General features: G+C 47.8%; 14 protein-coding genes. 9 read left to right on the top strand and 5 right to left on the bottom strand.

All coding sequences use genetic code 11. The annotated features are described in order from the left end of the window. Nucleotides 1-42 precede the first annotated feature (42 nt). From DCC85_RS15680 to DCC85_RS15650, 7 genes are all read left to right on the top strand, one after another. Nucleotides 43-2,427 (top strand): phosphoketolase family protein, encoded by a 2,385-nt coding sequence (locus DCC85_RS15680; RefSeq protein ID WP_108466443.1) that lies wholly within the window; start codon nt 43-45, stop codon nt 2,425-2,427. A 270-nt stretch (nt 2,428-2,697) separates the two neighbouring features. Continuing rightward, nucleotides 2,698-4,425 (top strand): sensor histidine kinase, encoded by a 1,728-nt coding sequence (locus DCC85_RS15675; RefSeq protein WP_108466442.1) that lies wholly within the window; start codon nt 2,698-2,700, stop codon nt 4,423-4,425. A 21-nt stretch (nt 4,426-4,446) separates the two neighbouring features. Beyond that, nucleotides 4,447-6,087, top strand: coding sequence for a response regulator transcription factor (locus DCC85_RS15670; protein ID WP_108466441.1), 1,641 nt, complete (start codon nt 4,447-4,449; stop codon nt 6,085-6,087). Nucleotides 6,088-6,208: 121 nt separating this feature from the next. Continuing rightward, the gene (locus tag DCC85_RS15665; RefSeq protein WP_108466440.1) at nt 6,209-7,885 is read left to right on the top strand and encodes a type 2 periplasmic-binding domain-containing protein; all 1,677 of its coding nucleotides are present in this window, start codon (nt 6,209-6,211) and stop codon (nt 7,883-7,885) included. 188 nt (nt 7,886-8,073) lie between these two features. Further along, the gene (locus DCC85_RS15660) at nt 8,074-8,964 is read left to right on the top strand and encodes an ABC transporter permease (RefSeq protein ID WP_108466439.1); all 891 of its coding nucleotides are present in this window, start codon (nt 8,074-8,076) and stop codon (nt 8,962-8,964) included. A gap of 21 nt (nt 8,965-8,985) precedes the next feature. Beyond that, entirely contained in the window at nt 8,986-9,864 is an 879-nt protein-coding gene (locus DCC85_RS15655) for a carbohydrate ABC transporter permease (RefSeq protein WP_108466438.1), read from the top strand. Nucleotides 9,865-9,900: 36 nt separating this feature from the next. Next, complete coding sequence (locus tag DCC85_RS15650) at nt 9,901-11,973, top strand: beta-galactosidase (protein ID WP_108466437.1); 2,073 nt, start codon at nt 9,901-9,903, stop codon at nt 11,971-11,973. A 74-nt stretch (nt 11,974-12,047) separates the two neighbouring features. On the opposite strand, the gene DCC85_RS15645 is transcribed toward DCC85_RS15650, so the two are convergent. Further along, nucleotides 12,048-12,803 carry a DeoR/GlpR family DNA-binding transcription regulator gene (locus DCC85_RS15645; protein ID WP_108466436.1) on the bottom strand — a complete coding sequence of 252 codons (756 nt, stop codon included), beginning with the start codon at nt 12,801-12,803 and terminating at the stop codon, nt 12,048-12,050. A gap of 366 nt (nt 12,804-13,169) precedes the next feature. Between DCC85_RS15645 and DCC85_RS15640 the strand changes: the two genes are divergently transcribed. Together DCC85_RS15640 and DCC85_RS15635 are read left to right on the top strand one after the other, a co-directional pair. Continuing rightward, nucleotides 13,170-15,545: a beta-galactosidase gene (locus tag DCC85_RS15640; RefSeq protein WP_234414202.1), complete on the top strand. Its 2,376-nt coding sequence runs from the start codon at nt 13,170-13,172 to the stop codon at nt 15,543-15,545. A gap of 244 nt (nt 15,546-15,789) precedes the next feature. Continuing rightward, nucleotides 15,790-17,556, top strand: a complete 1,767-nt coding sequence (locus tag DCC85_RS15635; RefSeq protein ID WP_108466434.1) for a sensor histidine kinase — start codon at nt 15,790-15,792, stop codon at nt 17,554-17,556. Between the two features lie 106 nt (nt 17,557-17,662). On the opposite strand, the gene DCC85_RS15630 is transcribed toward DCC85_RS15635, so the two are convergent. The 4 genes from DCC85_RS15630 to uxaC are packed head-to-tail and all read right to left on the bottom strand — an operon-like array spanning nt 17,663 to nt 21,390. After that, a complete protein-coding gene (locus tag DCC85_RS15630) occupies nt 17,663-18,505 on the bottom strand; it encodes a sugar phosphate isomerase/epimerase family protein (protein WP_108466433.1) in 843 nt (280 codons plus the stop codon). After that, entirely contained in the window at nt 18,502-19,203 is a 702-nt protein-coding gene (locus DCC85_RS23450) for a rhamnogalacturonan acetylesterase (RefSeq protein WP_234414201.1), read from the bottom strand. The genes DCC85_RS15630 and DCC85_RS23450 overlap by 4 nt, the downstream gene beginning before the upstream one ends. Next, on the bottom strand, nt 19,200-19,958 hold the full coding sequence (locus DCC85_RS23445; RefSeq protein WP_234414200.1) for an alpha/beta hydrolase: 759 nt from the start codon (nt 19,956-19,958) through the stop codon (nt 19,200-19,202). Before DCC85_RS23445 ends, DCC85_RS23450 begins: the two co-directional genes overlap by 4 nt. Beyond that, nucleotides 19,951-21,390 carry a glucuronate isomerase gene (uxaC, locus tag DCC85_RS15620; protein WP_108466432.1) on the bottom strand — a complete coding sequence of 480 codons (1,440 nt, stop codon included), beginning with the start codon at nt 21,388-21,390 and terminating at the stop codon, nt 19,951-19,953. Before uxaC ends, DCC85_RS23445 begins: the two co-directional genes overlap by 8 nt. Between the last annotated feature and the right edge of the window lie 3 nt (nt 21,391-21,393).

Raw genomic sequence — 21,393 nt, 5'->3', positions numbered from 1 at the left:
TTGGAAAAAAATACACAGGAAAATATTTAAGGGGTGGATGAAATGGGAACACCAGCGGTGCAAGTGGATTACTCATCTCAAACTTACTTAGACAAACTTGATGCTTATTGGCGTGCAACTAACTACATTTCTGTAGGACAGCTTTATCTCAAAGACAATCCGTTGTTAAGAGAGCCTTTGAAGGAATCAGACGTTAAGGTCAAACCGATTGGTCACTGGGGAACCATCCCGGGCCAGAACTTTATCTATGCACATCTTAATCGTGTAATTAACAAATATGATCTTAATATGTTCTATGTTGAAGGTCCGGGTCACGGTGGCCAGGTTATGGTCTCCAACTCTTATCTGGACGGAAGCTACACAGAAATCTATCCGGAAATCACACAGGATATTCAAGGGATGAAGAAGCTGTTCAAGCAGTTCTCTTTCCCGGGAGGAATTGCTTCCCACGCGGCTCCGGAGACACCAGGCTCCATTCATGAAGGCGGCGAGTTAGGATATTCCCTGTCCCATGGTGTTGGTGCTATTCTGGATAATCCGGATTTAATATCCGCTGTGATTGTTGGGGATGGTGAGGCCGAAACCGGACCGCTGGCTGCTTCATGGTTCTCTAACCGGTTTATTAATCCAATCACAGATGGTGCGGTACTGCCTATCCTTCACTTGAATGGATTTAAGATCAGCAACCCTACAATCCTGTCTCGTCAGACGAATGAGGAATTAACTGCGTACTTTAGAGGGATGGGTTGGGAGCCTTTCTTCGTGGAAGGTGACGATCCGAAGCTTATGCATCCTGCTATGGCAGAAGTACTTGATGCGATTATCGAGAAGATTTCCTCGATCCAGAAGTATGCTCGTGAAAATAACGACTCCTCCCGCCCTGCTTGGCCGATGCTGGTCTTCCGCACACCTAAAGGCTGGACCGGTCCGAAGGAATGGGACCAAGTGCCAAATGAAGGCTCTTTCCGTGCCCATCAGGTGCCAATCCCGGTTGATCAAAAGCATATGGAGCATGCACCAGCTTTGCTGGAATGGCTGAACAGCTATAAGCCTGAAGAGTGCTTCGATGAGAATGGCCGCCTTAAGCCTGAAATTGCTGAAATTCTGCCGAAGGGCAATAAACGGATGGGCAAGAACCCGGTTACCAATGCGGGGAACCTGGTTAAGGATTTGCGTTTACCCGATTTCCGCGAATATGCTCTAGACAATTCTGCACCAGGTCAGGTCGTGGCTCAGGACATGTCCGTCTTAGGCAAATACGTAAGAGATGTAGTTCGTTTGAATGAGAATCAGCGCAATTTCAGAATATTTGGACCTGATGAGACGATGTCCAACCGCCTAGCGCCTGTCTTTGAAGTGACCAGACGGCAGTGGGTAGAGCATATTAAGGAGCCTAATGATGAATTCCTGGCTTCTTATGGCCGCGTTATTGATTCCCAGCTGTCCGAGCATCAGGCGGAGGGGTTATTGGAGGGCTACGTATTAACCGGACGTCATGGTTTCTTTGCCAGTTATGAAGCCTTCTTGCGTGTCGTGGATTCGATGATTACTCAGCACTTTAAATGGCTGCGCAAAGCAACAGACCAAGGTTGGCGTGCCGATATTCCGTCCCTAAACGTTGTTGCGACTTCAACCGTGTTCCAGCAGGACCATAATGGATATACCCACCAAGATCCAGGGCTGCTCGGGCATTTAGCTGATAAGAAGCCTGAATTTATCCGTGAGTATTTGCCTGCTGATGCTAACTCCTTGCTGGCCGTCTTTGATACGGTGCTGAATGATCGTCAGAAGATTAACTTGATTGTTTCCTCCAAGCATCCGCGTCCGCAATGGTTTAGCGCTGAGGAAGCGAAAGAGCTAGTAGATAAAGGGCTTAAGGTCATTGACTGGGCAAGCACGGATTGTGGAGCAGAACCGGATGTAGTATTTGCTTCCGCAGGTACTGAGCCAACGATGGAGAGCTTAGCCGCGATTTCAATCCTTCACGAAAAGCTGCCTGATCTGAAGATTCGGTATATCAACATCGTCGACTTATTAAAGCTGAGAAGTCAAAAGCTGGATCCGCGCGGATTAACTGACGAGGAGTTTGATAAATTTTTCACAAAAGATAAGCCTGTAATTTTTGCTTTCCATGGCTATGAAGGATTGATTCGGGATTTGTTCTTCGACCGTCATAATCATAACCTTCATGTACATGGTTACCGTGAGAACGGTGATATCACCACCCCATTTGATATGCGCGTGCTGAATCAGATGGACCGTTATGATCTGGTGAAAGAGGCGGTATTGAGTCTGCCGAATGCTGAGAAGTACAAGGCAATCACCGACGAAATGGATACGATGGTTCAGAAGCACCATGCATACATCCGTGAAGAAGGATTTGATTTGCCAGAGGTAGAGAACTGGCAGTGGAAGGAATTGAAATAAGCAGTATAAATGGTGCCTCTTCCTGCTTAGCCTAAGGGCTGGTAGGAAGAGGCGCTTTTTTTATATTGGCGTTAGAAATTATAGTTGAAATAATAGCAGAAATCTTACCTTTTTATCCTATGTAGCTAAGGGAAGCTCCGCTAAAATAATATAATGACAGATTGTGCCTTGAGTCATAGATTCGGCTATTCCATCATCTTCAGGTAAAGTATAATAGCTTGTGTATTTGAAAGCGTTTTATTTACTAAATGAAATAGGGTGGCCGCGAAAATGTTCAAATCAAATTTGTTCCGGAAGATCGTTCTCCTCATCATTGTCATGCTGATCCCGATCATTGCGCTTTATTTCTATGCTAATCGCACAAGCTCAGAGGTATTGAGGCAAGAACTGAATCAGTCTAATATGAACCAGCTTGTATTCTTTCAGGATCAGCTGAGCACAAGGTTTGATACTTTGGCTTCCTGGACCAATTTATTGACCCACGATCCGGATATTAAGAGTTTTCAAGACATCTATTTGCAAGATAAGCAGTTGAATTTGGACAGCATTAATCTAATCAAGCGAATCCAGGACAAAATTAGTTTACAGCAGAGCTCATCGAATTGGAAAAGCAAACTGTATATCTATTCGCCTTCTTTAAGCAGAGTGGTCACTGAAAGAGATGCCGGCTACTACAGGAAAGAAGATATCGCGGTGAAGCATGGATGGCAGGTACAACCATATCAGAATGGAGAGGAGACAAGCTATCTGTTCTCCTGGTCTGCGACAGCGCCATTCTTGACTGCAGCACAGTCTGAAAATGCCAATACGATCATTAAAGTTGAGTTCGATAGCAGCAACATTCAAGATATGCTGGACGGATTTAAAACGGGAGGACACCGAGATCCCTTCTATTACAATGCCAGCCTAGGAGTCATTTTCAATCGGACGGCAGACCGCCCCTTTATCCAGAAGTTGATCAGGCAGCTGCAAGACAAGCCCATGCCAGAGGTAGAGAACCGGACGGTGAGGTTAAGAGATCAGAATTATACGGTCAACATTGTTAAGTCGCAAACTACCGGGTGGTATATGGTGGATTACCTTCCGCTCTCGGAAATTATGAAGCCGATCGGTGACTCCAACCGACTATTCTATTACTCAATAGGTGCACTCCTGCTCATGAGCTTCCTTGCTGCATATCTGCTGTATTCTCAAGTACAGGTGCCGCTAAAGCAGCTAATCTATGGTTTTCAGAGGCTAAAGGCAGGGGATTACAACTTTAGAATAAATGTTAAAGGCAACAACGAGTTCAGCTTCCTATCCCTTCGGTTTAATTCTATGGTTGAGCAGATACAGGAGCTGTTCGAGCGAGTGTATCTGGAGCAAATTCACGTTAAGGAAGCCCGGTTAAAACAGCTCCAATCTCAAATTAATCCGCATTTCTTCTATAACTGCTTCTCTTTCATTACAAGTATGGCCAAGCTCAGAAAGCATGAAGCCGTAGTAGCTATGTCCAACAGCCTGTCCAGGTATTACCGCTATACAACAAGGCAAGAGAGGGATCTGGTACCGCTGGAGGAAGAGCTGGATTTCGTAAAATATTATATGGAGATCCAAACGATGCGGATGAACCGATTGGTTTATGACATTGATTTACCGGACAAATGCAGGAGAATGGAGCTTCCGCCGCTTCTTATACAGCCTCTGGTTGAGAATGCGGTGCTGCATGGGATCGAGCCGCAAGCGGATAAAGGCGTGATCAGGATTTTCGTATCTTTGGAGCATCAGAGAATGAAAGTGGTGGTAGAGGATAATGGAAAAGGGATGACAGGTGAAGAACTTTTGCAGCTTGAGAACCGGCTCAGCAGTCCTTTGGATGAAACGATGGGCTGCGGATTATGGAATGTGCAGCAGAGGCTGCGCTTACGGTTTGGCGAGACCGCTCAGTTATCTTTTAGAAAGTCGGAGCTGGGCGGTCTTGGTGCCATGCTGACATGGGATATTGACGAGAAACTGTAACAGATCTATGGGGGAATTCATATGTTTTCAATTTTGTTGGTGGATGACGAATCGTATGTGACGGAGAGTTTGAAGCAAACGATAGATTGGACAAGCCTTGAAATTTCATCCGTGTATCAAGCCTCATCCGCGCTTGAAGCGATTGATCTGCTAGAGGCTAAAGATATTCATATCGTGGTTACAGACATTCGAATGCCTGAAATGACAGGCCTGGAGCTCATTGAGGTTATCGCTGGAAGATGGCCGGATATGAGGTCGCTTCTACTGACCGGCTATTCGGATTTTCAGTATGCACACAAGGCAATTCAGCTGCAGGCCCATGATTATATATTGAAGCCGGTTGAAGATGAGGAATTTATAAAGAGTGTGTCTGGAGCCGTGCTGTCTATCAAATCAGAACGAGAGGAAATCGAGAAATATCATCAGCTGCTGTATAGCCGAAGATCGGACTTGGAAATTCTGCACTCCAATTTCATGCATGATTTGTTGCTGGGGGAGCAGCTGAATCCTTCCAAGATCCGTGAGAATTTGGTGAAATATGAGATCAATTTGGAGGCTAACGCGTCTGCTGTGCTTGTTCTTGTGCAGATGGGCAAATCGTTTGCGGCGATGGATTCTCATTCGGTGAAACTGATGGAGTATGCGATCGGGAACATGGCTGCTGAAATATTTCATCCCACATATCGTGTATGGAGTGCTAAGGCCCCGCATGATTGTCTTGTACTTATTTTACAGAGGAACTCATATGAAGTGGATGATTCGCAGATGAAATCTCTATATCCAACAGGGGGGAGGGAAACCTTAGAGCAACATGCTGCACAGTTTCAAAGCAGTGTGAACAGTTATTTAAAGGGCGATATTTCTTTGATTGTATCCAAGTCTTTTGATTTCCCAGAGGGGCTTGCCTCCTCCTACCGGGCTGTGTTGGGTTATTCCTACCTGCCTGAGCAGGATCATGCATCGTCATTGCAGTTTCTCGAAGATGAACCCGTTGTACTGCCTATAGCCATTAACCCCTTGGCGGCCCTGCACAAGCCTCCGAGCCTCATGCATCTCTTGGAGACAAGACAGTGGGAAGCAGCCGAAGACAAGCTGAATGCTATTTTCTCAGAGATGAAGGAGTATCGGGTATCCCGTTATCATCTGTATGAAGCCTTTCTAGGCATCACTAACGCCTTTATATATATAGCCCGCAAACGCGGACAAAGTATCACTTATCTGGACCCTATGGAATTTGATCCTTTGAACTCCCAGCAAATGCTGCTGTCCATATCTCGCCTGAAAAGTTGGACCTTTGCTATTCTAGAGAAGCTCGCTTATGAGCCGGCCGCAGAGGAGAATAAGACGAGAAGTTATATTGTCAAGCAGGTCCAACAATTGATTGCTGCTGATCAAGGATATGATTTATCTGTCAAGACCATTGCAGACAAGGTGTACTTGCACCCGGTTTATTTATCTAAAGTCTATAAATCGGAAACGGGCGAGGGACTGGGCGATTATCTTATCCGTAAAAGAATGGAGAGAGCACTTTATCTGTTGAAAAACACGAATAAGAAGATTTATGAGATTACTTCGGAACTGGGTTATCAGAATCCGCAGTATTTCAGCAAGATGTTTAGGAAGCATTATGGTATGACGCCAAATGAGTTCAGAGATCAGTAATCAAATGCTTAAGAAAGAATCAGGTTGACAAAGGTGCAGAAATCTTCGTTTTGTGACATAGGCTGTGTAAAGCCAGCAATCTATAATGAATGAGTAATCATAAACGATAAGGGGGAGCAATATGAGGACTCGTTCTGCTAAAGGGTGGCTGTCTTTACTGGCGTTAACACTGGCTTTTACTGCCAGCCTTGCCGGCTGCTCAGGAAAAGGTGAGGAAAAAAAGGTTGCTTCGGTCACTACTGAAAACGGATACAAGGAAAAGTATGATCCGGAGGTGACATTGACCACGGTATGGGGAGTAGACCCTACGCTCAAATTTAAAAATGGAGAGACTATAGAAAATAATGTGGCAACCAAATGGGCCAAGGAGAAATTCGGGATTAATATTGAGTCACTGTGGTCTGTGACCGACACTAATGGAGCGCTCGCTACCAAGCTGCGGCTGGCCATGTCGTCCGGACAGGAGATGCCGGAAATCTTGACCCTGGGCACCGAGAATCAGCAGCTTGCACAGGATTTGATAGATTCAGGCATGTATGGTGAGGTTGGGCCATTGTTTGATAAGTATGCTTCGGAAACCTGGAAGGCGGCGATGAATCAGGATCCGAATGTGTGGAATCAATACAGCCGAGACGGCAAGCGGATGGGAATTCCGATTCTGGACTTCGCTTACAACCATGATTATGTGCTCTGGATTCGTCAAGATTGGTTGGATAAGCTGGGGCTGCAGGCTCCCAAAACGTTGGATGAGTTAGAAAAGGTGATGGAGGCATTTAAGAACCAAAATCCTGCGGGCCTGTCCCCAGATAAGGTTGTGCCGCTCAGCATTGGATTTAAGACTTCCATGAACACCTGGATGGGGGACCCCTCCTGGATATTCGGCGCTTATGGAACGCTTCCCCAGCAGTGGAATATCGGGAAGGATGGCAAGCTGGAGTACGGCTCTGTGAACGAGGGGATGAAGCAGGGACTGCAGAAGCTTAAGGAATGGATGGACAAGGGCTATATTCCGAAGGAAGCGGCTCTTTGGGACGAGAATAAGACATCCGAGCCTGCCGTTGCCGGCACCGCTGGCATCATTCCTGGACCTTACTGGATGAGTGGCTGGCCGCTTCAGGATACTGCGAAGAATGCCCCTGGCGCCGTCTGGAAGCCGATTCCGATTCCGGCAGGACCTGATGGGACAGCTATGCGCCATGGGACACAGTTTACGAACGGAGTCACGCTGATCAAAGCGGATACCAAGCATCCAGAGGCGTTTTTTACGTATCAGAATTATTTGTTTGATCATTTTGCTGCAGCTGGATCGAGCGGAGAGTTTGCTAACGGCTTGTTCAAGGGCTATGACTACGACTTAGATGAAAAGGGAAATATGGTTGCCAATGATCAGATTTCAGGCGGCTACGTAAATACAGTGCGTTACCTGCTCGTTCGGGACGGAGCGCGTATTCCTGATGCGCAAATGACCGCGCTGCTGAAGCTGGCTGAAGGCGGAAAGCCGGAGACTCGTCTGGAGAAGGATGTTGCGGTCAACTACGGCAAGGATACGCCACAGGCTGCCAAGGTATTGCTGGAACAAAAGGACATTTCTAAGAAGGATATGTTCACAGGCCCTACGACGAATACAATGAAATCCAAATGGGATTATTTGACTAAGATTGAGAACCAGACCTTTAACGAAATAATCTACGGTAAGAAACCGGTTGAAGCCTTTGATGCCTTTGTTAAGACATGGAAAGGCGGCGGCGGGGAACAAATTACAAATGAAGTGAACACTTGGTATGAGAGCGTGAAATAATAGACTATCTTGGAAAACGGCCATCGAAATGTTGGCCGTTTTTTTGCTGCTATAATTCGATTTCAACCTGCAGAGCATCTGGTTGCTTTTGTGCCATTTATATTGGTTTTATGGCCTACTGGAGTGATTCTCGCCTACCTATAATTAAATTGTGTAAGAGATTTAGAAGCTACTTGGGGGGATCGAGAATGAAAGGTTTACGCCAAACTTGGCCGCTACATGTCATGCTGCTGCCGGCGGTCATTTTTTTGATTTTATTCAGTTACATTCCTATGGGCGGGATTGTAATGGCTTTTCAGGATTATAAGCCCTGGCTTGGATTGAGCGGATCGGAATGGGTTGGACTTGATAACTTCCGGTATTTATTCGAACGAAATGACAGTATGCAGGTGATATGGAATACCCTTGTCATCGCTGTTCTCAAAATGATCTTCAATTTGCTTGTACCGCTAATCTTCGCCATTCTGCTTAATGAAGTTCGCAAGGTTGGACTCCAGCGGGCGATTCAGACGCTTGTCTACCTGCCGCACTTCCTCTCATGGGTAATTCTCGGCGGCATTCTGCTGGATCTGCTGTCAACGGATGGATTTGTCAATCGCATTTTGGGATGGTTCGGAGCTGGCCCGATTTTTTTTCTGGGAGATAACAATTGGTTTCGGTTTACTGTGATCGTATCTGACGTATGGAAGGAATTCGGATATAACACGATCATCTTCCTGGCGGCCTTAACGGCCATCAATCCTTCGCTTTACGAGGCTGCCGAGATGGACGGCGCAAGCCGGTGGAAGCAGACACTGCATATTACCCTTCCGTCTCTGATGCCAATGGTCGTTGTAGTCGGGACACTGGCACTTGGGAACGTGCTGAATGCTGGATTTGACCAAATTTTCAACTTGTACAATTCTCTCGTCTACGAAAAGGGGGACATCATAGATACCTTTGTCTACCGGACGGCAATTTTGAACGGCGAGATGGGCTTTGGCACAGCCATTGGACTCTTTAAGAGTGTGATCAGTATGATCTTGATTCTGATTTCCTACCGCCTAGCCTACAAGTGGGCGGGTTACCGCATATTTTAAGAGAATGAAAGAGGGAGAGCTATGTACCACAAGACCGCGCGATACCGGGTGTTCTCGGTTCTAAATACCTGTTTTCTCATTTTTCTTGCCCTGCTCTGTATTGTTCCACTGATTCATGTGTTGGCTGTATCTTTTAGTTCCAAAGCGGCGGCGGATGCAAATCTGGTAGGGCTGTGGCCAAGAGATTTTACACTGGAGGCTTATAAGAAGACAGTCTACAACCCGTTGTTTCTGCATTCCATCTGGATTTCGGTGCTTAGAACAGTGATTGGAACGGCTCTAACGCTTCTAGTCACTTTCCTGGCGGCTTATCCGTTATCCAAGGAGAGAAGTGCCTTCCGCAGCCGAACACTGTATTCGTGGATGTTTGTGTTTAGCATGGTGTTTACCGGCGGGCTGGTGCCATTCTATATCGTTATTCAAAAGCTTGGCTTGATTGATAAGTTCTGGGTGCTTGTGCTTCCCAGTGCTGTGAATACGTTTCTTGTCATTCTAATGCTGAATTTCTTCAGAGGCATCCCTAAGGAGCTGGAAGAGGCAGCCATGATTGATGGGGCCGGACATTTTAGAACCTTATTTCGTATTTTTCTGCCGATTTCTCTGCCGTCAATTGCGACTATTGGCTTGTTCAGCATGGTCAACCACTGGAACTCATGGTTCGACGGTTTGCTGTACCTGAACAATTCCAAGCAGTTTCCGTTAGCCACCTTCTTGCAGACAGTGATCATTCAGCGAGATATGAGCTCTATGAGCATGAGCCCGAAAGAGATGGAGCTATTGTCACAAACAACGGTCAACGCCGCGCAAATTTTTATCGGGGCAGCCCCTATTCTAATCGTCTATCCGTTTTTGCAGAAGTATTTTGTAAAAGGGATGACGCTCGGCTCAGTTAAAGAATAAGCCCCGACAAATTGAGTGAATAAAGGAGATGTAATCATGAAACCAGCAAAATATCCTCCTATAAACCCACGCGTTCCGCACATGCTGCACGGTGCCGATTATAACCCTGAGCAGTGGCAGCGATACCCTGAAATCTTGGCAGAGGATATTCGGCTGATGAAGCTTGCCAAGTGCAATGTGATGTCGGTCGGAATCTTCTCCTGGGTTTCCCTTGAACCGAAGGAGGGTGAATTTACATTCGAATGGCTGGATCACGTGCTTGATTCCTTTGCGCAAAATGGAATATATGCCCTGATGGCCACTCCGAGTGGAGCCCGGCCAGCTTGGATGTCGGCTAAATACCCTGAAGTCCTGCGGGTGAACGAACGACGGGTCCGCAATTTACATGGTTTTCGTCACAACCATTGTTACACCTCGCCGGTTTACCGGGAGAAGATTCGCCTCATGAACACCAAGTTGGCGGAACGCTACGCACACCACCCTGCCGTAATCGGCTGGCATATTTCCAATGAATATGGCGGGGATTGCCACTGCGATTACTGCCAGGCAGCCTTTCGAGCATGGCTGCAGCAGGAATATGAAACCTTGGAGGAGCTGAATCATGCTTGGTGGACGGGATTTTGGAGCCATACCTATACAGATTGGGAGCAAATAGAGTCCCCTGCTCCCCATGGGGAGACACAGGTGCATGGTATGAACTTGGATTGGAGGCGTTTTGTTACCCACCAGACAGCCGATTTTATGAAGCATGAGATTGCTCCGCTAAAAGAGAAGAAACCGGATTTGCCGGTTACGACGAACTTTATGGAATTTTTTGAAGGTCTGAATTATTGGAAGTTTGCCGACTTCCTCGATGTAGTCTCTTGGGATAGTTATCCGACCTGGCATGATCAAGGGCAAGATGATCGCAAGCAGGCCGGGAAAATTGCCATGATGCATGACATCGTTCGCTCTTTGAAGGGCGGACAGCCGTGGATGCTGATGGAGAGCACGCCGAGCTTGACGAATTGGCAGCCGGTCAGCAAATTAAAACGCCCCGGAATGCACCTGCTATCTTCCCTTCAGGCTGTTGCGCATGGATCGGATACCGTGCAGTATTTCCAGTGGCGCAAAAGCCGCGGTTCCAGTGAGAAATGGCATGGAGCCGTTGTGGACCATACGGGGCATGAGCATACTCGCGTATTTGCAGATGTCACCGAGGTGGGAGAGAGCCTTATGAAGCTGAATGAGGTGGTTGGAACTACAGTTCCGGCTGAGGCCGCCATAATCTTTGACTGGGAGAACCGCTGGGCAGTTAATGATTCTCAGGGTCCACGCAATATGGGGATTAAATATGAGGAAACCGTTCAGTCGCATTACTTCGCCTTATGGCAACAAGGAGTGCCGATAGATGTGATTGATATGGAGCAGGATTTTGCACCGTATAAGCTGCTGATCGCTCCTATGCTTTATATGGTGCGGCCGGGCGTAGGTGAGCGAATACAGGCATTCGTTGAGAATGGCGGAACTTTTGTGGCTACATACTGGTCCGGTTTGGTTGATGAGCATGATTTGGCTTTTCTAGGCGGCTTCCCAGGCCCGCTGCGCAGAACGCTTGGCATTTGGGCAGAGGAGATTGATGGCCTGCACGACCATGACCGGAATGAGATTCGGCCAATTGAGGGGAATGTACTGGGGCTTAAGCAGAGCTATGAAGCTGCCGAGCTGTGCGAGCTCATTCATCTTGAGGGTGCAGAGGCGCTGGCTGTGTATGGATGTGACTTTTATAAGGATCGCCCGGCGCTTACAGTACATCATCTGGGTCAAGGGAAAGCTTATTATATTGCATCCAGGAATAGCGAAGCCTTCCAGCAGGATTTCTATCAGCAGCTGGTAGCTCAGACGGGTGTGCGTAAGGCTCTTGCTGCAGTATTACCAGAGGGGGTTCACGCAGCGCTTCGAACCGATGGGACGCGCGATTATATCTTTGTAATGAATTTTATAGACAAGCAGCAGCAGATGAGACTGGATGAATCGCGTTATACGGAGCTGCTGTCCGGTGAGAAAGTCTATAGAGAGCTGTACCTGAAGCCCTATGAGGTGAAGGTGCTCAAGCTCTCTGGAAAATAATATATAAGTTAATAAACGAACAAGTCCGCACCCTTCAGATCCAGGGGCGGACTTGTTTTGAGATAAAGCGAGTGTCAGTAGACGACCTCGATGCCATGTTCGTGAAGCACATCGAGCCAGGCTGCTGATGGTTCCCGGTCGGTAACGAGCACATTGATTTGGCCGAACTCCATCAGCTGGACGAAGGCGGTCTTATCGAATTTGGAATGGTCGGCCAGCAGAATGACTTTTCCCGACTGCCGAATCATAGCCTTCTTCAGCTCACACTCCGGCTCGCTTGAATCCATAACTCCCTTCTCCAGCGAAAGGGCCTTACAGCTTAATACCACCGTGTCCACATTGTATTTGTTCACCGTGTCTTGAGCAACTGTTCCTACCAAGGACATAGACGAGCCTCTTAGAGAGCCTCCGGTGGAAATAAGGTGAAGCCCGGTGTTAACGGATTCCTGAAGCATGTATATGGAGCTGGTAATGATGGTTAGTTTCCTGCGTGCAGGAAGCAGCTTCAGAAGCTCCAAAGAGGTGGAACTCGGATCCATCATCAGGGTGTCTCCATCTTTAATATATGTTAGTGCTTTTTGGGCAATAGCCTGTTTGATTTCGGCATTTGTAGATTTGCGGGTGGCAAACGGCAGATCCTCGCTCGTATGTTCGTTGGTAATGGCTCCCCCGTAGGTACGGGTAACAATACCTTCTTTCTCTAGCTTCTCAAGATCACGGCGAATCGTTTCTTCGGTAACCTGAAACCGCTGACTCAGTTCAGATACGAGCACGCGCTTGTCCCGCTTGGCAGATTCAATAATGATTTGGCGTCGTTCAGCTGCAAGCATAGGAGCTCCTTTCTATAACCTTAGATATATCCCATTATAAGTTGGGAACACAGATTTGTATAGGAAGTAAATGTCCGCTTTAGTGGGTTGGTTGGTAATACTGTTATAATACAAACAAAAAATCAACAAGATCATGTTAGATTACGTTGACAACAAAATATAACGCAGGTACGATGTACACGTAGTGATTTTTGGGATATCAACCATTGATATACGATAATTTTAAAGGGCTTACATTTTACCTAAAAAGACATGATCAAAGGGGTTAATAAAGCTTCAGTTCTTGCAGAATTAAAGGAACTGAGGCTTTTTTTTCAGAAAGCATCATGTGCTGCATAAGGTAGGACGATCAAAATTATCTTAGTGATGGGGGAGCACAAAGTGAACAGCTACCGGATTGAGGTTAGGAACGACAGGAAATGGATACGGCCGCTTCAAGGCAGAATGCAGGGGATTTCACCGGCGGGGGATCGGATCAGCTTTACAAATTATTATATGGAGAAGAATGGAGAGCCCTTTTTTGGCATATGCGGAGAGTTTCATTACTGCAGGTATGATGAGCGTTTCTGGGAAGACGAGATTGTTAAGATGAAGCTTGGCGGTGTGAATATCGTCTCTTCTTATATCTTCTGGAATGTTCATGAGGAGCTCCAGGGTTCCTTTGACTGGGAGGGTAGAAGGAACCTCCGCCGGTTTATAGAGCTCTGCGGCAGGCATGGCCTATACGCTATAATCCGGATTGGCCCGTTCAATCATGGAGAAATCCGTAACGGTGGCTTGCCGGATTGGCTGTTCGGACGCCCATTTGCGGTTCGTTCTAATGACGAGCACTACCTGACTAATGTCAAGCGGCTGTTCGAGGAGATCAGCGCGCAGGTTCAGGGACTGCTGTTCAAGCAGGGAGGGCCGATTATTGGCACCCAAATTGAGAATGAGCATAATCATTCAGCGGCAATGTGGGCGATGACATCAGGGGTAAGCAATCAGTGGCTCCCCAGCGGTAGCGGCGGAACTTATCACATGCTCCGTCTGAAGGAACTAGCTGTTCAAGCAGGAATTGATACACCGATCTATACGTGTACGGCATGGGGAGGTGCTTCCGTTCCAGTAGGGGAGATGCTTCCACTTTGGGGCGGCTATTCGCACTGGCCCTGGATCTATTACGGGCATGATGCTTCAGATCAGGTGCAGGAGCACCCGGCGACACCTGAGTATATTTTTCGCGATAAACATAATAACGGTATTCCAGCCAGCTACAATTTTGACCCGCCTTATCCGCCGGAGGATATTCCTTATGCATGCTGTGAGATGGGCGGGGGGATGACCCCTTTCTATCAGCACCGTTTCGACTTCCCTTATGCAAGTGTGCCTGCGATGACAGGAATTAAGGTTGCCGAAGGCTGCAACTTTATTGGCTATTATATGTACCATGGAGGCTCCAATCCGCTAGGAAAACGCGGTGAATTCCTGAATGATCCGGCGACGCCTAAAATTTCTTATGACTTTAATGCATGTCTTGGCGAATTTGGTCAGGTGAGAGAATCGTATCAGCGGACAAAGCTGCAGCATTATTTCTTCCGTACGTTCCAGAATTGGATATGTAAGACGAAGACGGTTCTGCCTGGCGATACCTCACACATGGATCCTAAGGATACAGACACATTGCGGTATGCGGTACGTTCTTATGAAGGTTCAGGTATTCTCTTTCTGAATAATTATCAGGATCATGCAAGGACGTGTGATTTGTCGATACCGGAAGGGATTACGATTCAAACCGCTTCAGAGAAGATTCGTATTCCGGCAGAAGGGCCGCTTGGCCTTGGCAAAGATCGCTGTGCGATGCTGCCCTATCATTTCGATATGGACGGGGTTACTCTGAAGTATGCGACAGCACAACTGATTACCCGCATCGAGAATGAGGGGAAATCGTATTACTTTTTTGCTCAGCCTGAAGGTATGATAGCCGAATTCGCCCTGGATTCTGCTTCACTGGCCGAGCTGCATGTGGGGGAAGCGCTTGCCGAGGAAAAGGACGGGGTGATCTATATACGTCCTTCTGTAGGTTGGGAACGACAGATCGAGCTGCTCTCTGCTGGAGGAAAGAGGGGGTATATTATCACACTGACAGATAAGCAGAGCCTTGGGTTCTGGCAGGCCGAGTTTCAGGATAAGAGTCGTGTGTTTATGACAGACGCGAATCTGCTTATCTCCGGACAGGAGATTAAGCTTGAGACGGTGGGCGGCGGAGAAGTCGAACTGCGCATTTTTCCTGATGTGAACGGTTTAGGCCGTGTGAAGGATGGAGAACTGTTGGAGAAGAAGCAAGAGGGCCTATTCTCGGTTTATCGGTTGGGTGTGCCCTATCGTGAATCGCATTATCATATAGAGAGAGTCGGTGAAGATAAGGCCGTCTTTACCTTTGAGCGATGTACCTTCGAAGGGATGAAGGAGGTTCTTCTTCAGGTTCATTATGAGGGGGATATCGGTTACGCGTTCATTGACGGCGAGCTGATTCATGATAACTTCAGTGACGGAAAGGCATGGGTGATTGGATTAAAGTCATATGAAGACAAGCTGCTGGAGAAAGGAATGTATATCTACATTTCCCCTCTTCGCAGAGGCAGCCGGATTCACAGTGACACTACCATGGCAGGCTGGAGCGAGCAAGCGCAGGAGATGATCGCTAAGCTGGCGGATATCCGGATCGTTCTTGTCCGTGAGATCTCAATTGAAGTAATGTAAGAGTTGCTTGAGGCGTAACGCCCCGAAATAGAAAATCTATCCGCAATATTTCGTCAAAAAATGATATACTTAAAGCACACGGCCAGCAGCGATCATACCTGGCCGTTTTTAATGTCATAAGCGAAGAAAGCAGAATTAGTTTTTTATAGAATAGTGTCAGATAATAAGGAAAAATGTCGATAAATATAGAAGTGTCGAAAATTGTAGAAATTAGAGCGGTTAGAAGGTTAAAGGGGAATGGTCGATGAAGATAGGAATTAAGAAGCTATTGATAATTTACATATTAGTTATGGGCCTTCTGTTGATCCTATTAAACGGGATTTATTATTATACGATGAGAAGCACCTTGTTAGATGGGCAAAAGCAAAGTATAGAACTTATGACCTCTCATATTAAATCATCCTTGGAAATTACACAAAATGGTGAGATGCTTTTTGAAGAAGCGCTTGCGGAGAAGCTGCGGATTGCTGCGATTGCCGCCCAAGGTATGCTTCCGCCAAAACTTGAGGATGTAACCAATCAGCAGCTTGCCGAGGTAAGAGATAAGCTTGGCATAGAGGACTTGACCTTATTTAAATACTTGAAAGAGGAACATAACTTTATCGCTGCCAAGTCCAGTGATCCGGAAGAGATTGGTCTAACTACGGAGAAATGGGGCAGCGGCAAATGGAACAAGGTGTTTACAGAGCTGATGGAGAAGCATAACGCTACGCCAATTAAGAATTTTGGCGAGAATCTGCCAAGCTTTTGGGCAGGGCCTTTTGATACCGCGACTACGGATCCCTCCCGGATCAGCAAGTGGGGCTATTATAATGACGGGACTACCGATTATTTGATTGACCCTTATATTTCTGACAATATTATTAATCGATTCCATGATAATGCCGGGGTAGAATTTAATATCGAGGAGCAGGAGAAGAATAATCCACTCATCCTGGAGATCGGAATTCTTAACGACAAAATTCTTCAAGGGGAATGGAAGGCGCCAAACCAGAATAATCCCGAATGGCATTCGGAGCGGAAGCTGCTGTATGGCAATTATAACTACAGCTCCCCGGAAGATCTGGAGTTGGCCAAAGAGGCATTTGCCAAGATGGAACAGGTCCATGAAGTGATGAAGCTCAATGGGAAGTCTGTCCTTCGATCTTATTCGCCTATTCGCCTGCAGGATAATGTGAACAAAGGCTTTGACCGCATGCTTATTATTGTTACTTCGGATATGGATAAAATTACTTCAACATTAGCTGCCAAAGAAATAAGAATATTTGTCGTGGCTTTGGTTATTTTGCTTATTGGAGGCCTTATGCTTGCGGCGGTCGGAAGATATATCAAGAAGCAGAGCGTCATTGTAGACGATGTGCAGGGAATGTATTTGCAAAATATAGACAGCTTGTTCAAGACGGTCAAAGAGTATCGCCATGATTTTGTAAATCATATCTTTGCGTTAACCGGCTTGGCACGGATTAAGAAATATGATGAGCTTGAGGCGTACCTCCTAAGCCTTACGCACATTAATAAGTCGTTAAATGACATTGCGGACATTCATATTCCTGCATTTCATGGATTAATTCAGGCCAAAGCCGCGCAAGCCTTAGAGAGAAAAATCAACTTTGAATATTATTTCAAAGGCTTTGACCAGCTGAATCTGGATATTCTGAAGATCACCAATCTGGTGCGCATTACAGGCAACTTGATTGATAATGCGTTCTATGCCGTTCAAGAACGAGAAGATGAGCACCGTAAAGTAACCCTGCTTGCTCAGGTGGAAGAGCGGATGCTGACGATTCAGGTGCTGAACAATGGGGAACCGATCCCTAAGCAGCTGAAGGAACGGATCTTCGAGCACGGTTTCTCGACCAAGCCCAAAACCCATAATAGTGGTTTGGGACTTGCCATTGTCAAAAAACTGGTAGAGGAATACAGCGGTAATATTGTCGTGGAAAGTAACGACGAGCTCACTTGCTTTGAAATTCATATTCCATTAAGTCCGAAGGAGCTAATCCAGGGTTAAGGGCTGTCTGAAGAAAATGGATCAGGCTGCTCTGCTAAAGTAAGAAAGGCCGCTGTGTCTCGTATTTCACGAGGCTTCAGCGGCCTTTTTTGGATAATGACTTAAGCTAGGCTTGGTCATAGATTCGCTGCAGATAAGCAATGCCTTCAGCGATATAAGGCTCGGCCGTGCTTTCAAGAATTCCTTGAATATGCGGCCGTTTATATTTCATATAGCGCAGGATAGACTCAAAGTTCAGCTGACCCTGTCCTACAGGGACGATGCGGATTTGATCATCTACAACGCTGAAATCCTTAAGATGAATGCAGGCAATCCGGTTGCCCAGCAGCTCTAGTGCTTCAGTAATTACCTCGTCCTGATCCTTGTAATTGTCCGGGCTCATGAGATTGGCGCAATCCAGGATGATCTGGAGGTTGTCAGAAGGAACAAGGTCCAGCAGCCTTCGCGTAAGCGGGGCTGTATAGAGCGGATGATTCAGCCCCGCCTCAATGCCGACGGTCACACCAAATCGTTCAGCCTCGGAGACCATGGTACGAACCGATTCTACAACCCGCTCAAAGGCTTCTTCGGTAAAGTTGGCCTCTGTATAGCCCTGTCCAACGCTTCCCGTCTCCGTCCCTACTAGGCTTGCACCGAAATCCCTGGCCAGACGCAGATGTGTATTGAAATCGCGGATAGCCTGAACCCGCTCTGATAAATCGGAAGCCGTGATATTTACATAGCAGCCTAACACGGCGATTCGAACGTTAGCTCTTTGGAAGGCGCTGCCGAAATAGGCTGCTGTACCCGGGCTGAGAGCAGGAAATGAAGGAACGCTATCGGGGAACGACTTCTTGACTGCAAATTGGATATGAGTAAATCCATAATGTGTGAGTTTGCCTGTCAGCTCAGATAGAGGAATCTGCCCAAAATCATGAGCCCGGATGCCAAGCTGTAAGGGTGGGGTCATTGAAGTTCCCTCCTTTGAATATGGGATTTTAACAGGGCTAATCCCGGCGCTTGCTCCATAGCTTCTATGACCAGCCGTGCAATCGCCTCTGCACCTTCCTCACAGAAATGGGTGTCATCTTCGATCCCGTCTGGATAGTTGGGGGAGGCACCGGCGGGGAGGTGCATGAATAGCTTCTTAGACTCATCTCTGCCAAGCCTGTGATAGAGCGACTGGGAAGCGGCGAAGATATCCAGCAGCGGCGTGTCGGTCTCGATCGCAGTTTGTCTCATGGCTTCCGGGTATTCTCCGACAGCTAGAGGATCAAGTTCTCCACTTGGGATGTATCGTCTGCGGCTTACAGGGGTCAGCAGAACGGGATAGCCGCCTAGCTGACGCGCCGCATGAATAAAGGTATGCAGATTTTGGCGGTACTCTCCCCCGGGGTGTGTATAGCGCTCAGGATCCTCGACTTTCTGATCATTATGACCAAACTGGATAAATAAATAGTCGCCAGGCTGGAATTCCCGCATGATATCTGCCAAACGGCCCTGTTCGAGGAAGGATTTCGTGCTACGTCCATTTACCGCTCGGTTCACCACTGTGATCTGTGAATCCAAATGGGATTGAAGATATTCCCCCCAACCTGCCATAGGCTTCTGATCCGATCCCCTCTGAGCGGCTGTGGAGTCGCCGGCAAGGAACAGTTTGATGCTCATATCATCTCTTCCTTCCTGCAAAAATGATGTTTGGCCAGCCAGTTCTCGCAAAGACGTACCCACTGGCGGCAATCCTGATTCTCTTCAGAAAGTCCCAGGCCGTGCCGTCCCTCCTCAAAAACATGCAGCTCGAAGGGAACGCCCGCACAGGATAGGGCTGCAGCGAACCTTAGGCTGTTCTCTACAGGAACGCTCGCATCGTTCGCGGTGGTCCACAGAAATGCGGACGGTGTACTGGAGTCTACCTGGCGATCCGCAGAATAGGCAGCCAGCCTCTCTGCAGACATCTGCTCACCGAGGAAGTTGTGCCGGCTTCCGGCATGGGCATACGGTTCATCTAAGGTAATGACCGGGTAGCCGAGCAGCAGCAAATTCGGCTTCTCTCTGCCGGTGACTGCGCTGATTGCAGCCAGATGTCCGCCAGCGGAGAAGCCGATGAGGCCAACTTGATCCTTGTTGACCTTCCATGTTTTCTCCGCTTCGCGCACCCATCTTAGACTGCTCTCTACCTCCTGAATCAGAGCCTCAGGTTGAATCTTCTCAATCTGATATTCCAATACGCCGGCATGCATTCCCAGTCCCTGAAACCACCTTGCGATCGTTTCACCTTCGTGCCTTGCATGATGCTGGTAGCCACCGCCGGGCAGCACAAGCATGAAAGGATGCGGTTCATGATCTTGCAGGGGATAGAGCGTGAGGAGGGAAGTTCCCTCCTCACGAACCCTCTGCTCTTCGGCATGGCAAATGTTAAGCATGAATATTCCGGCCTCCTTGAGGGGCATCGGAAGCGGAAGGTGTGCTGAAGCCGAAATAACCGGCTGCATTGTTGTATGAGATATCTCTGATCATCTCTGCCAGCAGGGCAGGATCATCAGGAGCCTCACCGCGCAGAGCCAATTCGCCGACCCACTCGCAGAGCACGCGGCGGAAATATTCGTGCCGCGTGTAGGACAGGAAGCTGCGTGAGTCCGTCAGCATGCCTACAAAACGGGATAGCAAGCCTCCATCGGCAAGCTGGGTAAGCTGATCACGCATCCCGCTGCGTGTATCGTTATACCACCAGCCCGATCCAAGCTGCATCTTACCGGGGGTATCCTTCTGATAGCAGCCCATCAGAGCAATCAGAACAGGATAGTCTTTCGGATTGAGCGAGTAGAGAATAGTCTTCGGCAGCCCTTGCTCACATTCTGCCCGGTCCAGGAGCTGGGAGAGCGATTCTGCAAGCGGCAAATCATGGATGCTGTCATAACCGGTGTCCGGGCCAAGCTTCTGGAACATCGGCGTATTATTGTTGCGGAAGGCATGCAGGTGCAGCTGCATCGTCCAACCCTTGGCATGATAGAAGCCGATAAGGGCGGTTAACAGCTCTGTACGGTAGAGGGTAATCTCATCAGATGTGAGCGCTTCGCCGGCCAGCCTCTTGGCAAAGATACGCTCTGCTTCCTCAGAAGTTCCCGCCTTGTACTTCATTACATCCAGAGCATGGTCAGAGAGGCGGCATCCATGAGCGTGGAAGAATTCCACCCTTGACTGGAGGGCGTCTGTCAGATCTGCATAGGATGAGACGGGGCGTCCGGCGGCGCTTTCAAGCTTCACCAGCCAGTCGGTGAAGCTTGGAGCATCAATGTTCAGTGCCTTGTCGGGCCGAAAGGTCGGGAAGACCTGGAATGCCGTCTCTTCTGCAGCCAGCAGACGATGATATTCCAAGGAGTCTGCGGGGTCGTCAGTCGTACAGACAATTTTGACATTGGAGTTCCTAATGATACTGCGGCGGCTGAATTCAGGCTCAGCAAGCTTGTGGTTCACCGCCTGCCAGATCTTCGGCGCTGTCTGTTCATTCAGCGGCTCTGTGATTCCGAAGAAGCGGCGAAGCTCCAAGTGTGTCCAGCTGTAGAGCGGGTTGCCCACCGTCTTGGGGACCGTGCGAGCCCAGGCTAGAAATTTATCGTAATCGGAAGCGTCCCCGGTAATGAGCTCTTCGGCAACTCCGTTGGCACGCATTAAGCGCCATTTGTAATGATCTCCGTAAAGCCAAGCTGCTGTAAGATTGCTGAAATGCTGATCCTCATAAATTTCCTTAGGGTCCAGATGGCAGTGATAATCAATGATAGGCATAGCTTGGGCATGATGGTGATATAATTCCTTGGCCAGATCAGTAGACAATAGAAAATCATCATTTAAGAACATGTT

The organism is Paenibacillus sp. CAA11, from assembly GCF_003060825.1.
Classification (GTDB): Bacteria; Bacillota; Bacilli; order Paenibacillales; family Paenibacillaceae; genus Fontibacillus.
Note: the sequence above shows the minus strand (reverse complement) of the source record. Positions and strands in the feature narration are given on the sequence as shown.

What these genes read in the sequence shown, in the direction of transcription:
- DCC85_RS15640 (WP_234414202.1), top strand. Translation starts at nt 13,170, where the DNA reads ATGGGGGAGCACAAAGTGAACAGCTACCGGATTGAGGTTAGGAACGAC.
- uxaC (WP_108466432.1), bottom strand. Translation starts at nt 21,390, where the DNA reads ATGTTCTTAAATGATGATTTTCTATTGTCTACTGATCTGGCCAAGGAA.
- DCC85_RS15665 (WP_108466440.1), top strand. Translation starts at nt 6,209, where the DNA reads ATGAGGACTCGTTCTGCTAAAGGGTGGCTGTCTTTACTGGCGTTAACA.
- DCC85_RS15670 (WP_108466441.1), top strand. Translation starts at nt 4,447, where the DNA reads ATGTTTTCAATTTTGTTGGTGGATGACGAATCGTATGTGACGGAGAGT.
- DCC85_RS23445 (WP_234414200.1), bottom strand. Translation starts at nt 19,958, where the DNA reads ATGCTTAACATTTGCCATGCCGAAGAGCAGAGGGTTCGTGAGGAGGGA.
- DCC85_RS15655 (WP_108466438.1), top strand. Translation starts at nt 8,986, where the DNA reads ATGTACCACAAGACCGCGCGATACCGGGTGTTCTCGGTTCTAAATACC.
- DCC85_RS15680 (WP_108466443.1), top strand. Translation starts at nt 43, where the DNA reads ATGGGAACACCAGCGGTGCAAGTGGATTACTCATCTCAAACTTACTTA.
- DCC85_RS15645 (WP_108466436.1), bottom strand. Translation starts at nt 12,803, where the DNA reads ATGCTTGCAGCTGAACGACGCCAAATCATTATTGAATCTGCCAAGCGG.
- DCC85_RS15660 (WP_108466439.1), top strand. Translation starts at nt 8,074, where the DNA reads ATGAAAGGTTTACGCCAAACTTGGCCGCTACATGTCATGCTGCTGCCG.
- DCC85_RS23450 (WP_234414201.1), bottom strand. Translation starts at nt 19,203, where the DNA reads ATGAGCATCAAACTGTTCCTTGCCGGCGACTCCACAGCCGCTCAGAGG.
- DCC85_RS15675 (WP_108466442.1), top strand. Translation starts at nt 2,698, where the DNA reads ATGTTCAAATCAAATTTGTTCCGGAAGATCGTTCTCCTCATCATTGTC.
- DCC85_RS15650 (WP_108466437.1), top strand. Translation starts at nt 9,901, where the DNA reads ATGAAACCAGCAAAATATCCTCCTATAAACCCACGCGTTCCGCACATG.
- DCC85_RS15630 (WP_108466433.1), bottom strand. Translation starts at nt 18,505, where the DNA reads ATGACCCCACCCTTACAGCTTGGCATCCGGGCTCATGATTTTGGGCAG.
- DCC85_RS15635 (WP_108466434.1), top strand. Translation starts at nt 15,790, where the DNA reads ATGAAGATAGGAATTAAGAAGCTATTGATAATTTACATATTAGTTATG.